The organism is Streptomyces sp. NPDC007901 (assembly GCF_042959465.1).
Classification (GTDB): Bacteria; Actinomycetota; Actinomycetes; order Streptomycetales; family Streptomycetaceae; genus Streptomyces.
In genome coordinates, this window is the sequence record NZ_JBIBKW010000008.1 from 43,821 (window position 1) to 57,978 (window position 14,158).

A 14,158-nucleotide genomic window follows, 5' to 3' on the forward strand; every position below is an offset into this window, starting at 1 on the left:
CGAACGATGTTCGATATATCAAACGGCAGGAAATGAGGAGCCCATGGCGCAGTCCCTCTCCCGAAGGACCCTCCTCCAGGTGACGGCACTGGCCGCCGCCGGGGCCGGTGTCGCGGTCGGGGGGAGGGCGGCTGCCGCCGAAGCGGCGTGGACGGTACGGCCGTTCGGGCTCGCGGAGGTGGCGCTCGAACCGGGGCTGTTCGCCGACAAGCGGGCGTTGATGCTCGACCACGCACGCGGTTACGACGAGAACCGGCTGTTGCAGGTGTTCCGGGCCAACGCGGGGCTGGACACGGGCGGTGCGGTCGCGCCGGGTGGCTGGGAGGGGCTGGACGGGGAGGCCAACGGGAATCTGCGCGGACACTACACGGGGCACTTCCTGACCATGCTGGCGCAGGCGTACGCGAGCACCGGCGAGGAGGTGTTCGCGGCGAAGGTCCGCACCATGGTGGGGGCGTTGGGCGAGGTGCGCGAGGCCCTGCGGCGGGATCCGTCCGTGTTGAGCGTCGACGGGGTCCTCGGCGGGCGCGCCGTCGAGAACGAGCGCGGGTCGTACCAGTACGTCGAGTTGCCGGCCGGAGTGCTCGAAGGCGCCTCGGCCGTCACGCTGTCCGCGTGGGTGAAGCCCGGTCACGCGGACGCCTGGGCGCGGGTGTTCGACTTCGGGAACGACACCAGCCGGTATCTCTACTTGGCCGCGCGGAACGCGCGTGGGGTGCCGCGCTTCGCGATCACCACCGGCGGGGCGGGCGGCGAGCAAGGGCTCGACGGTACGGCCGCGCTGCCCGTGGACCAGTGGAGCCACCTCGCGGTGACGATCGCCGACGGCACCGGCACGCTGTACGTCAACGGCTCGGCCGTGGCCCGGAACACGGCCATGTCGCTCACCCCGGCCGCCCTCGGGGCGCTGGCACATCACTGGCTCGGGCGCTCCCTCTACGCCAACGACCCGATCTTCGCGGGCGCCTTCGGCGGGTTCGACGTGTGGTCGCGGGCGTTGGGCGACGAGGAGATCGCCGGTCTGCAGAGCGTGCGGGCGCGCGGCGACCTCGTCTCCTACGCCTTCGACGAGACGTCGGGGCCGGACCTCGCGGACGGGTCGGGGCGCGGGCTCGACGCCGCCCTCCGCCGTACCTGGGGCGGGCCGAGCCACCCCGGGTTCCTCGCGGCCTACCCGGAGACGCAGTTCATCCTGCTGGAGTCGATGACCGGCAGCGACTACACGAAGGTGTGGGCACCGTACTACACCGCGCACAAGATCCTGCGGGGGTTGCTGGACGCCCGTACCGCGACCGGCGACGAGCGGGCGCTGGACCTCGCCTCCGGGATGGGCGACTGGATGTACGCGCGGCTGTCCGTGCTGCCCGCCACCACGCGCCAGCGGATGTGGGGGATCTTCTCCAGCGGCGAGTTCGGCGGGATCGTCGAGGCCATCTGTGAGCTGCACGAACTCACCGGGAAGGCCGAACACCTCGCACTGGCCCGGCTGTTCGACCTCGACAGCCTCATCGACGCCTGCGCGGCGGACACCGACACGCTCGACGGCCTGCACGCCAACCAGCACATCCCGATCTTCACCGGCCTGGTCCGGCTGTACGACGCGACCGGCGAGGAGCGCTACCTCACGGCCGCGAGGAACTTCTGGGGCATGGTCGTACCGCATCGTATGTACGGGATCGGCGGCACGAGCACGACCGAGTTCTGGAAGGCGCGGGACGTGATCGCGGGGACGATCAGCGCGAGCACCGCCGAGAGCTGCTGCGCGTACAACATGCTGAAGCTGAGCCGGTCGCTGTTCTTCCACGAGCAGGATCCGGCGTACATGGACTACTACGAGCGGGCGCTGTACAACCAGGTGCTCGGTTCCAAGCAGGACCGGGCCGACGCCGAGAAGCCGCTGGTCACGTACTTCATCGGGCTGACGCCCGGGCATGTGCGGGACTACACGCCCAAGCAGGGCACGACCTGCTGCGAGGGCACGGGCATGGAGTCCGCCACCAAGTACCAGGACTCGGTGTACTGCGCGGCGGGCGACGGCGGCGCCCTGTACGTCAACCTCTACAGCCCGTCCACGCTGACCTGGGCCGAGAAGGGCGTCACGGTCAGCCAGCGCACCGGCTATCCCCGGGAGCAGGGCAGCACGCTCACCGTCGGCGGGAGTGCGCGGTCCGCCGCCTTCGCACTGCGGCTGCGGGTACCGGCGTGGGCGACGGCCGGGTTCCGGGTGACGGTCAACGGGCGTGCGGTGCCGGGCACCCCGGTGCCGGGAAGCTACTTCGAGGTGTCCCGGACCTGGCGGCCCGGGGACACCGTGCGGGTGTCGGTCCCGTTCCGGCTGCGGGTCGAGAGGGCCCTCGACGATCCGTCGGTCCAGACCCTGTTCTACGGGCCGGTCAACCTGGTCGGCCGCAGCCCGGCGACGGAGTACCTGGAGCTGGGGCTGTACCGCAACGCCGGGCTCTCCGGCGACCTGCTGCCGTCGCTGTCCCCGGTGGCCGGGACCCCGCTCCATTTCACCCTGGACGGGACCGAGTTCGCCCCCTTCCACGAGGGCACCGAGGACCCAACCCATGCCTATTTCCGCCGCTCGGAGCCCACGGTGGTGTTCGGCGGCCTCGACTCGGGGGTCGCCAATCCGGCCGGGGCCGACGGCGGATCGCTGCTCGACGAGATCTGGGCCGGGGCGCCCTTCCGGGACAAGGGGGCGCTGGTGGCGCGGGTGCGGTCGGTGGTGGACGCGTGGGTGGCGGGCGGACTGCTGGCCGGGGCGGACGGCGAGCGGATCGTGGCCACGGCGCGGGAGGCGTCGTACGCGCGCTGATCGCAAGACGTCGTAGGCGCGCCGAAGCCGGGCCGGGGCGGCCATCACCCGGACCCCACCAGCCGGACCGTCACCCGGTCGGACCAAAACAGGCATTCGATCGCCCCGCTCCCCGCGCGGGACCAGGCCTGACTGCATAGCGTGGCCGTATGACCACGACCTGGGCAAAGCCGCAGCGGCCGGACACCGAGGACCGGCGGTGGCGGGCGCTCGGGGTCTGTCTGACGGCAGGCTTCATCTCGCTGCTCGACACCTCGATCGTGAACGTGGCACTGCCATCGATGGAGCACCGGCTGGGTGCCACGGAGGCCGCCCAGTCCTGGGTGGTCTCCGGATACGCCCTGGCCTTCGGGCTGGCGCTGGTCCCGGCGGGCCGGCTCGGCGACATGCGCGGGCGGCGCCAGTCCTTCCTGTTCGGGCTCGCCGTGTTCACGCTGGCCTCGGCGGCCTGCGGGCTGGCCGCGAGCCCCGACTGGCTGGTGCTGTTCCGGCTGGTCCAGGGCGCGGCGGCGGGCATGGTCGCACCGCAGACCTCGGGCCTGATCCAGCAGATGTTCCAGGGCGACGAGCGGGCCAAGGCCTTCGGTCTGCTCGGCAGTGTCATCGGGGTGTCGACAGCGGTGGGCCCGCTGGCGGGCGGTCTGATCATCGACGCCGTCGGCACGGACGACGGCTGGCGCTGGGTGTTCTTCGTCAACCTGCCCATCGGCGTGGTCGCGTTCGCGGCGGGACTGCGGCTGCTGCCCCGGTTCCCCGGGACGGCGGGCAGACGGGAGCGGTTCGACCCGGTCGGGGTGCTGCTCCTCGGCTGCGGGGTGCTCGCGCTGATGCTGCCCCTGGTGCAGGAGCAGCAGTGGACCGGGCGGGAGAAGTGGGCGCTGCTGCCGGTGGGCGCGCTGCTGCTCGGTCTGTTCTGGGTGTGGGAGCGGCGGCAGGGACGGCTGGGGCGGGCCCCGCTGGTCGACCTGAACCTGTTCTCGCTGCGGTCCTTCACGCTCGGCTCGCTGATCAGCCTGAGCTACTTCGCGGGCTTCACCACGGTCTTCTTCGTCATGGCCCTGTTCCTGCAGAACGCGGCCGGATACAGCGCGCTGGCCGCCGGCGTCACGGTGCTGCCCTTCGCGGTCGCCTCGGCCGTCGGCGCCGCCCTCGGAGGCCGACTGGTGGTGCGCCACGGACGCAAACTGGTGGTCATCGGCCTGAGCGGGGTGGCGCTGGGGCTGCTCGGGATCGTCGCGGTGGTGCGGCTGGTGCCGATGGAGAGCCTGGGGTGGGCCACGGTGGTGCCCATGATCATCGGCGGGCTCGGCTCCGGCGTCACGGTCTCCCCCAACACGACGCTCACCCTCACCCGGGTCCCGGTGAAGCGTGCCGGTGCGGCCGGTGGGGTGCTGCAGACCGGCCAGCGCGTCGGCTCGGCGGCCGGGATCGCGGTGGTGGGCTCGGTGTACTTCGCCCACCTCGCGAACCGCGGCCCGGCCGCCGAGGCGCTCCAACTCGGTCTGCTGACGTCCGTCGGGTTCATCCTGGTGGCCCTGTGCCTGGCGGTAGCCGATCTGCGGGAGCGGACGAAGGCACCGGAGGCCGAGCCGGTACCGGAGACCGGGTCCAGGGTGTCCTAGGCGGCGACCCCCTCCACCACCGAGAGCACGGTCGAGGTCGGCACCACCCGCGACAGCTTCAGACCGGCGGCCTCGAACAGCCCGGCGAACTCCGGCTCGGTGCGCTCCCGGCCCACCAGGGCCGCCATCAGCAGCAGGTCCAGGGCCTTGGCCTGATGGGGTGCGTTGCCGGGCGGGACCACCGCGTCGACGACCAGGATCCGCCCGCCCGGTGCCAGCGCGGCACGGCAGCGTTCCAGGAGGGTCACGCACTGGTCGTCCTCCCAGTCGTGCATGATCCGCTTCAGCACCAGGACGTCCCCCTCCGGTACGTCGGTGAAGAAGTCCCCGGTCGCGGTGGACCAGCGACCCGCGGTCCCGGGCGTGTCCAGCCGGGCGCCGGCCAGGACGTGCGGCCGGTCGTACAGGATGCCGCGCAGACCGGGGTGGCGGTCGAGGACCGCCAGCAGGAAGCCGCCGTGGCCCCCGCCCACGTCGACCACCGTCCCGGTGGGCGGGAAGTCGCAGGCGGCGGCGATGGGCTCGTTCTCCGCGTCGGACATCGCGGCCATACCGCAGTGGAAGACGTCGGCGGTCTCCTCGTCCTGGGCGAAGTACTCGAAGAACGGCAGCCCGAAGAGGTGCTCGAAGGCGGACGTGCCCTCGCTGACGCAGCGGCTCAGGTCGGCGGTGGGCAGCCACATGCTGCGGTCGGTGTTCATCAGGACGGCGGTGCGCGCCGAGCAGGGGGCGTCGCTGCGCAGGGTGTCGCCGATGGAGGTGAGCCGGAAGCGTCCGCTGTCGTCCTCCTCGAAGATGCCGCGGGTGGCGAGCAGCCGGAGCACCCGGTGGAGGTTCCGCGCGTCGGTGCGGGTGGCCGCGGCCAGTTCGGCCGGGGTGCGGGGGCCGTCGGCCAGATGATCGGCCACCCCGACGACCGCGGCGGCACGCAGCGCGGCCGGGACGAGGTAGCCGAGCGATTCGTTGACGAGGAACGCGGACGACGTACGGGGATCGACGGCTTCGTCCGGGGCTGCTTCAGTGCTCACGGGCGCCTCCAGCGGTGAATGTCCGGGTTGTCCGGAGGCATCGTGACATCGCGGGGGCCTTGGATCGGGGAGGGTGATCGGGGCGCGCGGGAGCAGATCGGGAGCGGGCGTGGGACCCGGCCCCCGGTCACGACCGGCGGCGGGGCTTTCCGCGCTTCGCGGACTTCGCGGACTTCGCGGACTGCGCGCCGGTGGCGCGGGCGCGCGCGGTGCGGCCGGCCGGTGTCGCCTTGCCGGCCGCCGGCTTCTGCGCCCGCTTGGGCTTGTCCTGTGAACCCTGCGCTGCCTGTGCCGACTGCGCGGCCTGGCGGCCCCGCGTGCTGTTGACCGTGCGCCCCCGGACGATGCCGATGAAGTCCTCGACCAGCTCCGTGGTGGCCTCCTCGGGCCAGGACAGGGCGACGGTCGACTGCGGGGCGTCGGTGAGCGGGCGGTAGGTGAGGTCCCGGCGGTGGTGGAGACGGGCCAGGGACTGCGGGACGACCAGGAGACCCACCCCGGCGGCGACCAGTTCGACCGCGTCCTCGGTGGTGGCGGGGCGCTCGAAAGCGGGCTCGCCGGGCGGCGCGTCCCAGTCGAGGACGTCGTCGAGGGGGTGGAAGAGGACCTCGTCGGCGAGATCGGCGACGGTGACCTCCTCGGCCGCCGTGATCACGTGGTCCTTGGGGACGACGACCACCGTGGTCTCGCTGTAGAGGGGGATCGCGCTGAAGAGCGTACGGTCCACCGGGAGCCGTACGAATCCCGCGTCCGCGTCGCCCGCCCGCAGCAGCTCGGGCGCCTCGGCGGCCGTGACCTGGTGGAGGGTGAGCGGGATGTCCGGCAGGCGCTCGTTCCAGATCCGAACCCATTTGGCGGGCGTCACGCCGGGGACGTACGCGAGCCGGAACGACGGTGTTTCCTCCGAGCCTGTCACCGGACCAGGGTAACCGGCGGTGGTCAGGGCCTGCGCACCCGGCCGATACCCTTGACCTCATGAGTTCGCACCAGACCGCCCAGACGATGAAGCCCGCGACCGCGGCGAAGAAGCTGGGGGTGTACCTGCCCGCCACACCCGCCTCCTTCCAGGAGGGCGTCGTCTCGCGCGCCGAGCTGACCGAGCTCCAGGCGAACCCGCCCGAGTGGCTGCTCGAACTGCGGGCCAAGGGGCCGCACCCGCGTCCGGTGGTCGCGGCCAAGCTGGGCGTGTCCATCGCGGGGCTGGCCCGCGGCGGGGTGACGGAGGCGCTCACCACCGAGCAGATCGAGGAGCTCAAGCGCGAGCTGCCCGCGTGGCTGGAGAAGGAGCGCACCACCCAGGCGGAGGTCCGCAAGGAGGGCGCGCGGCTGAAGAGCCTGCAGCGGGAGAAGGAGGCGGGGCAGGACTGACGTCCCGGCCCCGAGACGGTCGTACGGCCCCGGTCCAGGCGTTGCCGCCTGCGGTCCGGGGCCGTTGTCGTACCGGCCGGCTCCGGGGCAGCCGGCTCCGAGGCGGCCGTCCACACCATCCGCACCCGGTTGACCTGGCACTTTCCCGACCTGGCGGAGACCGCGCAGGGCGTTGTCAGTGGCCTCCCCTACAGTCCCCATCACTTGATCACTGCGGTGCGGGGAGGCACGCATGGGGTGGGTGACGGCCGGGGACTACGAGGTGGCCCTGGACGACGGGAAGGTGGTCTGCCGCAACGCGGCGGGGCGGCGGCTGAAGTCCGTGCCCGCGAAGCTGGCGGACGATCCGGCCGTGGCCGGACTGCGGCAGCTCGCGGAGTGGCTGGAGCGGCACGAACAGCGGTGTCTGGCCGATGTGGAGCGATGGATGACCCGCTCGCTGCCGGTGCCGCTCGCCGTCCTCGCCCGGGTCTGGCCCGACCCCGCCTGGCAGGCCGCGCTGCGCGACGTGGTGGTCACCGGCGCCGACGGCGAGGTGGCCGGATTCCTGCGGGACGCCGACGCCGAGCGCGGGCTCGGCCTGGTCGACCTCGACGGCGACACCGTGCGCATCGCGCCCGACCTGGTCCGGCTGCCGCACCCGGTGCTGCTCGAAGACCTGGCGGAGTTGCGGGAGTTCGCGGTCGAGCTCGGGGTCGAGCAGCAGGCGCAGCAGCTCTTCCGCGAGGTCTGGCACCGCCCGGCCGCCCTGGACGCCGAGGGCACCCAGGTCGAGGAGTACGCGGGCGGGGTCTTCAAGGAGCTGCGGTTCCTGCACGGCAGGGCCACGCAGCTGGGGTACCGGGTGCGCGGCGGATACGCCGTGTGCTCCGTGCTGGAGGGGGGCCGCGGGGTCGAGGCCCGGGTCTGGGTCGGCGACTTCGACGGCTACTCCGAGATCGAGACCGGCCCGCTGGTGTGGACCGATCCGGCGGGCCGGACGCTGAGGCTGGGTCAGGTCGGCCCGGTCGCCTGGTCGGAGGGCATGCGGATGGCGGCGGCGCTGTACGCCGGGCGGGACATCGAGGACGAGGAGCGGGCGGCATGATCCGGTACGACGACACCACCACGGCCGCGCTGCTCGACGCCGGCGCCGTCCTGCCCCCGGGCACCAGCTCGCGCGAGGACGCCGATGTGCTGACCGCGCGCACCTACACCCACCCCGCCCTGGACGGCCGCGCGGTGGTGCGCCTGGTGCCGGGCACCCTCGGCGAGGCCGAGGACCTGGCCCTGGAGTTCCTCGGTCTCGCCCGGGAGCCGGAGGCGCCCGAGGTCGGTCAGGTGCGCCGGGAGACGCTCGGCTTCCCGGCCTGGGCGCTGGTGCACGATCCGGCCAACGGCCATCACGCCCTCGCCCTGGTCAAGGATGTCGAGCGGCTGACCCGGCAGGCCAAGTCCAAGCCGGGCAACGCGAAGGAGGGCTTCGAGGCGCTCGGCGAGCGACTGGGCCGCGCGGTCCCGCACTTCCTGCCCACCTTCTACGAACAGGCCGCGCGGGTCTTCCTCCAGCAGGAGAACACGACGTACGCCGCCGCGTTCTTCGGCAAGGCCCGCGAGGCCGAGCGGGTGCACGCCCTGGGCGTGGACGAGGAGCGGCAGCGGGCGGTGTTCCTGGAGTTCGCCTTCGCCGGGGCACTCACCGTCAAGGCGCTCAAGGAGTACGTCAGGGATCTCGCCCGGCGCCTCGAACCGGCCACCGCCTGGACGCAGTTCCGGCAGCTGACGGTGGAGCGCTGCGCGGCCGGGATGCCGCCGTACGCCTCCCTGCCGCAGGATGCGCGCGGGCTGATCAGGGCGGCGGGGCTCGACCGGGCCACCGAGGAGTGCGCCCTGGTCGCCGACCTGCTCGCCTCCCCCGCCGCCGTGCGGGCGCCCGCGTCCTTCTGGACCGCCTACCGCGGCGTGCTGCCGTCCCTCGCCGAGCGCCGGCCCGAAGTGCGCACGCGGCTGCTGGAAATCATGCCGGCCGGGCTGGGCCGGGAGGTGGCGGACGACGAGTTCTGGCTCGCGCTGCTGGCCGAGTGCGGAGCCGACCTGCTGCTCACCGGCGAGAGCGACGGGAGCAACCAGGGAGGAGAGAGCGGTGAGAGGGGGGAGAGCGGCGGTGAGGTCGACGCGGCGGACTGGCTCAGCCGCTGGGCGTCGCACCGCAAGCACGGAGCGGCGTACTCGCACCGCTCCCCCGCCACGCTCGCGCTGGTGGAGCGGATGGCGCCCCGGCTGCGCGCGGGCGGCAGGCCCGTCGACCTCTTCACCGGGCGCTGGCAGAACGGCGCCGACATCGACCTGCTGGACCTGTGCGTGGCCGAACGGATCCCGCTGACGGTCCCGGACACCGACATCCACCTGCCTCTCACCAACTGGCTGCGCGACGAGCGGCCCGGACAGCGCGATCTGACAGCCGTCGCGACCGATTCCCGGTACCGCACCCTGCTGTTCCGCGCCGTCGACGCGTTCGGCCGGGGACAGGGTCCGAAGGACCTGCCCAAGGTGGCCGAGCACCCGATCCTCGGCGACGTACTGGTCGAGTGGCTCCAGGGGGCGACGGCCGCGTTCACTTCCGCCACCGGACTGCCCGGGGCCGACTGGGAGCTGGGCCGGCTGCGCCCGTTCCGGACGGTGCTGGAGAAGAGCCCGCTCGCCGTCCGGCGCCTCGCCGAGTACGACGTCACACCGGTGCTCGGCCGCACGCTGCGCACCGGCGTCCTGGACGAACTGGGCTGGCCCGCGCTGGAGGAGGCGCTGGAGCTGCTCGACGGCGCGGTCCGCAAGGACCAGGACGACTCCCTGTCGGTCACGGAGGCGTGGCCCGCGCTGATCCTGGTGCGCGGGCACCGGGCGGTCGTCGTCGGCCCCGACGGGGTGCTGCTCACGCACGACCTGCGGCTGCCCGCCGACCTGGACCGCTGGCACCGCCCCCGGCTCCGGTACGCCGACGGCGAGTTGCTGGTGATGTGGCGGGACGGCTCCAAGCAGTACGGCTACTGGTCGGCGCGTCCGTCCGAGGTGTTCACGGTCGGCGGTGAGCAGATCCCCAGCTGGTGGTCCGGCATGGACGCGGCGAACGCGTCGATCCCGCTGCCCGGCGGCGGTCGGGCCACGGGCGGCCGTACCCTGCACGCCGGGGACACGGTGCTGCCGCCGAGCCGCCCGGTCATGGGCGACGGCGTCACGTACTGGCGCCAGGGCCGGCACGGCCGGCAGACGGTGTGGCTGGAGTACGACCCGGTGACCGGTGAGCACGGACGTGCCTCGCTGCCCGCGCTGCTGGCGTCGGCCGTCCGCGAGGATGCCTCGCTGCAGCACGGCTCCTGCGAGGTGCTGCCGCTGCAACCCGGGCTGGAGAACAGCCCGTTCGGCACCGACGGCACGGTGCTGGGCCGGTGGGTGCGCACGGAGGGCACGGCGGGCGAGGACGCCGCGGCGCGGACGACCGCGGGCACCCCGGACGGCCGGACGGTCACCCTGCGCGCGGGCCGCGACGGCCGGGTGCCGGGGGTGCCACTGGGCGCGCTGCGGCTGCCGGGCGGGGCCGAGCCGCTCGTCTCGCAGATGTACCAGAGCGTCGCCCTGCACGCGGACGACGGCACCGAGCTGGGGCAGGTGTCCTTCGGCGGGTCCGGCGGGGCGTACGCGGCCGGCACCCGGTTGGTGCCGCCGGTCGCGTTCTGGCACGCGCTGCGCCCCCGCGACGAGCGCGGTTCGGGCGTGCTGCGCGCTCTGACCGACGAGACGGCCGGTGCGCTGATGCGGGCGGCGGCGACGGCGCTCGCCGAACGGCAGGAGGCGCTGACCCGGGCCGGCAAGGACGACCGGGCCAGGGCCGCGGTGCCCGCCGCCGACGAGGTCACGACGGCCGCCGTGGCGCGGGCGCTGCCCGAACTCACCGACCGGCGGCTGCTGGCCGGGGTCGCCGCCCTCGTCCAGGCGGCCGTGCGGGTCGCCGAGTCGGCCGCGTCCCTCGCCGCGCCGCCGCAGAAGGGGCCGGGGCAGCCCCGGCGGCGGACCGAGGGGATGTTCGCCGGCTACCGGCCGCGCCACGGCGACGACCGGACCCTGGCGCACGCGGTCTCGGGCGTCGCCGGTCTGCAGAACGCCTGGGGAAGCGACTGGACCGTGCTGCGGCAGATCCGCGCGGTGAACCACGTGCTGTCCGGGGAGCCCGCCGACGGCAAGCCGCTGCCCGGCCGTGACCGGCTCGCCGTCGGCGACGGCTGGCAGAGCGACGAGCACACGATCCCCGGCCTCGGGATGGTGTGGCCGCCCCTCCTCGGCGTGCTGCGGCCCCTCGCCCACCGCGCCGCCTCGCCCGCACTCAGCGAGGCCGAACGGGAGCCGCTGCTCCTGCTCTTCGAGGTCCTGACCGAGGGACCGCTCCCGGGGCTCGGGAACACGGTGCGCGAGATCGTGCTGTCCGAGCAGCACGACAAGCAGCAGCGCGCGGGGCAGGTGCTGCGCCGCGACGGCCGCACGGTGGTCGTCCTCGGCTGCCACTACGTCGACCACGCCGAGGACCGGGTCCAGTGGCTGGCCCTGGACCACGACCCGTCCGGCGCGTTCGGCCCCGTCGGGCACTTCACCCTGGCCGGCGAGACCCGGTACGCCGCGGGGATCCCCGCGGACCGGCTCGCCGAACTGGCCCGGCTGGTCCGGGAGAAGGGCGCCGCGCCCTGGCGTTCCGACGCTCCCGAGGCCCTGGTGGCGGCGACGGACGGCGGGCTCGGCACCCTCCAGGCCACCGTGCTGCTGGCCGGCCTGCCGAACGCCCCGCTCGCCGCGGGCCTCGCCGCCATCGGCCTGAAGCCCCGTCAGCGGGAGTTCGGCGCCGAACTGCTGAACACGCTCGCCCTCGACGACCAGCGGGCGCTGCTCGGCGCGCTGCTGCCGGACGACCCGGCCGAACTCTGGACGGTCGGGCCGGACACGGCGGCCTCGGGCCGGCTGTGGGCCGAGCGGCTGGGCACGCTGGTGCGCCTGCCGGAGGACCTGGGCGCCGACCTCCTCGGGCCGGGCAGCGGGTACGCCGAGGCCGTGCTCAACCCCGCGCGCACCCCCTGGCTCAGCCGCACCACCGTGCTGCGCCCCGACAAGGACGGCGACCTGGTGCCCGAGGACCCCTCGGCGGTGCCCGGACGGCATGCGCTGACCGGGGCCGTGGAGAGCCTCGCCGCGCTGGCGTACGTCCTGCCGTACGGGCATCCGCTGCGGGCCGCGCTGCCGGCGGGACTGGCCGCGGTGCGCCACCGGCTGACCGACCCCGAGCTGCTGCTCGACATCGACGTCGAGTGGACGGAGAAGGGCGGCTCGACCGCCGTCGAACTGCGCAAGGCGTACGGCCTGCCCAAGACCGGCGGCGGTGACGCGTACGGCAGGACGCGGGCCGGGGACGCGCTGGTGCTGCGCCCCTGGTACGGGGACGTCGAGACCGTGCTGCTCCGGCCTAGCGCGCTGAGCGGCCCGGACGACCCGGTCCTCGGGCTCCTCGAAGGCCTGGTCGGTCCGGGCCGCGGATCCGGTCCGCGCACGCTGCGGACGATCCTCGGCGACGACCTCGCCCGCGCCCTCGCCGCCGAGGGCCCCGCCGGGCCCGCCCAGGACCCCACGGTCAGCGTGCCCGCGCTGGTCGCCGAGGTCGCGGAGGCCAAGGGCCTCGGCACCGACGCCGCCGCGCTCTACCTCCAGTTGCTGGCGCTGCCCGACCCGACCGACCGCAACTGCGCACGCTGGACCGGCTGGAAGCCCGCCCGGACGAAGAAGGCGCGCGCCGAACTGGCGGCGACGGATCTGGTCGTCGAGGCGAAGCGCCCACGGGCCGGCCGTACCCTGTTCCTGCCCTGCGGCTGGCGCGACCTCAAGGCCCCGGCCCTGCCGGTGGAGACCTGGAAGGAAGCCCTCTACCCGGTCTCCGACGGCGACCGCACCCTCCCGCTGGTCCCGGTGCCGGAGCTGTTCGCCCGCGCCTGGGAGCGCGTACGGGCCGCAGACGCGCCCGCGTACGAGGAACTGACGACGCGGACCACCCGGAGAGGCCGCCGTCGATGACCACGATCCGTACCACCGACGTCCCCACCACCGCAGTCCGTACCGCCGAAGTCCGTACCGCCGAAGGACAACCGCCCATGAGTGCCGCTCCCCTCCGCCAGATCGTGCCGCCCGAGGACCGGTACGCCACCGAGCTGGCCTTCCTCGCCGCGTACGACTCCGGACCGCGCCCGCCCGCCTGGCGGCTCACGCCCCGGGCCGTCGTGACGTTCGTGATGGGCAGCGGCGGCCAGGCGCTGCGGCTGCCCGAGGATGCCGAGGCGGCAAAGGGGGTTCCGCGCCGGCTGGTGGTGGAGGGCAAGTTCGTCGGCGACCGCTCCCTGGTCGAGCGCTGCGTGGTGACCCTCGCGGGTGAGCGGGGTCTGCTGCTGGTCGGCGAGCCCGGTACCGCCAAGTCGATGCTCTCCGAGCTGCTGTCGGCCGCCGTGTGCGGTACCAGCGGCCTGGTGGTGCAGGGCACGGCGGGGACGACGGAGGACCAGCTCAAGTACGGCTGGAACTACGCCCTGTTGCTCGCCCAGGGCCCCAGCCGGCAGGCGCTGGTGCCGTCCCCGGTCCTCACCGCGATGTCCCGGGGCGCCCTCGCGCGCGTCGAGGAGATCACCCGCTGCCTCCCCGAGGTCCAGGACTCGCTGGTGTCGTTGCTGTCCGAGCGGCGCATGGCGGTTCCCGAACTGGCGGGCAGTGAGGACGCCTTGGCGCACGCCGCCCCCGGCTTCAATCTCATCGCCACGGCCAACCTCCGGGACAAGGGTGTCTCGGAGATGTCGGCCGCGCTGAAGCGGCGCTTCAACTTCGAGACCGTGGGCCCCATTCCGGACCTCGACGCCGAGACGGCGCTGGTCCGCGGCCAGGCCCGGGCGTCGGTGGAGCGGGCCGGGGCACCCTTCCAGGTCGACGACGCGGTCCTTGAGGCCCTGGTCACCGCGTTCCGTGATCTGCGAGAGGGCCGGTCGGCCGAAGGCTGGGAGGTGGAGCGCCCGTCCACGGTGATGAGCACGGCGGAGGCGGTTTCGGTGGCGGGTGCGCTGGCCCTGGCCGCGGCCTACTTCCCCGGGGACCGCGACGTCCTCGGCCTGCTCCCGGGCCACCTCCTCGGTGTCGTACGCAAGGACGACCCGGCCGACGCGGCCCGGCTGCGCGGCTACTGGGACGGTCCGGTACGCCGGCGCGCGGAGCAGGGCTCGGCCACCTGGCGCACGCTGTGGGACCTGCGTACGGTGCTGGAGGCCTGACGC

At 73.9% G+C, this 14,158-nt stretch carries 8 protein-coding genes; 6 read left to right on the top strand and 2 right to left on the bottom strand.

What is annotated here, in order from left to right:
* The first annotated feature begins 43 nt into the window (after positions 1-43).
* Positions 44-2,821, top strand: coding sequence for a beta-L-arabinofuranosidase domain-containing protein (locus ACFZDK_RS25740; protein ID WP_390975995.1), 2,778 nt, complete (start codon positions 44-46; stop codon positions 2,819-2,821).
* 149 nt (positions 2,822-2,970) lie between these two features.
* Positions 2,971-4,443 carry a DHA2 family efflux MFS transporter permease subunit gene (locus ACFZDK_RS25745; RefSeq protein WP_390975997.1) on the top strand — a complete coding sequence of 491 codons (1,473 nt, stop codon included), beginning with the start codon at positions 2,971-2,973 and terminating at the stop codon, positions 4,441-4,443.
* Here the strand turns inward: ACFZDK_RS25745 and ACFZDK_RS25750 are convergent.
* Together ACFZDK_RS25750 and ACFZDK_RS25755 are read right to left on the bottom strand one after the other, a co-directional pair.
* Positions 4,440-5,471 (bottom strand): methyltransferase, encoded by a 1,032-nt coding sequence (locus ACFZDK_RS25750; protein ID WP_390975999.1) that lies wholly within the window; start codon positions 5,469-5,471, stop codon positions 4,440-4,442. The genes ACFZDK_RS25745 and ACFZDK_RS25750 overlap by 4 nt on opposite strands.
* Before the next feature lie 127 nt (positions 5,472-5,598).
* Positions 5,599-6,387: a LysR substrate-binding domain-containing protein gene (locus ACFZDK_RS25755; protein WP_390976001.1), complete on the bottom strand. Its 789-nt coding sequence runs from the start codon at positions 6,385-6,387 to the stop codon at positions 5,599-5,601.
* 59 nt (positions 6,388-6,446) lie between these two features.
* Here ACFZDK_RS25755 and ACFZDK_RS25760 point away from each other — a divergent pair, with 59 nt between their 5' ends.
* The 4 genes from ACFZDK_RS25760 (at position 6,447) to ACFZDK_RS25775 (ending at position 14,155) form a co-directional block, all read left to right on the top strand.
* Entirely contained in the window at positions 6,447-6,839 is a 393-nt protein-coding gene (locus ACFZDK_RS25760; protein ID WP_390976003.1) for a DUF5997 family protein, read from the top strand.
* Positions 6,840-7,071: 232 nt separating this feature from the next.
* The gene (locus ACFZDK_RS25765) at positions 7,072-7,926 is read left to right on the top strand and encodes a DUF4132 domain-containing protein (protein ID WP_390976005.1); all 855 of its coding nucleotides are present in this window, start codon (positions 7,072-7,074) and stop codon (positions 7,924-7,926) included.
* Positions 7,923-12,920, top strand: coding sequence for a hypothetical protein (locus ACFZDK_RS25770; protein ID WP_390976007.1), 4,998 nt, complete (start codon positions 7,923-7,925; stop codon positions 12,918-12,920). The genes ACFZDK_RS25765 and ACFZDK_RS25770 overlap by 4 nt, the downstream gene beginning before the upstream one ends.
* A 77-nt stretch (positions 12,921-12,997) precedes the next feature.
* Complete coding sequence (locus ACFZDK_RS25775) at positions 12,998-14,155, top strand: AAA family ATPase (RefSeq protein WP_390976009.1); 1,158 nt, start codon at positions 12,998-13,000, stop codon at positions 14,153-14,155.
* The last annotated feature ends 3 nt before the right edge of the window (positions 14,156-14,158 follow it).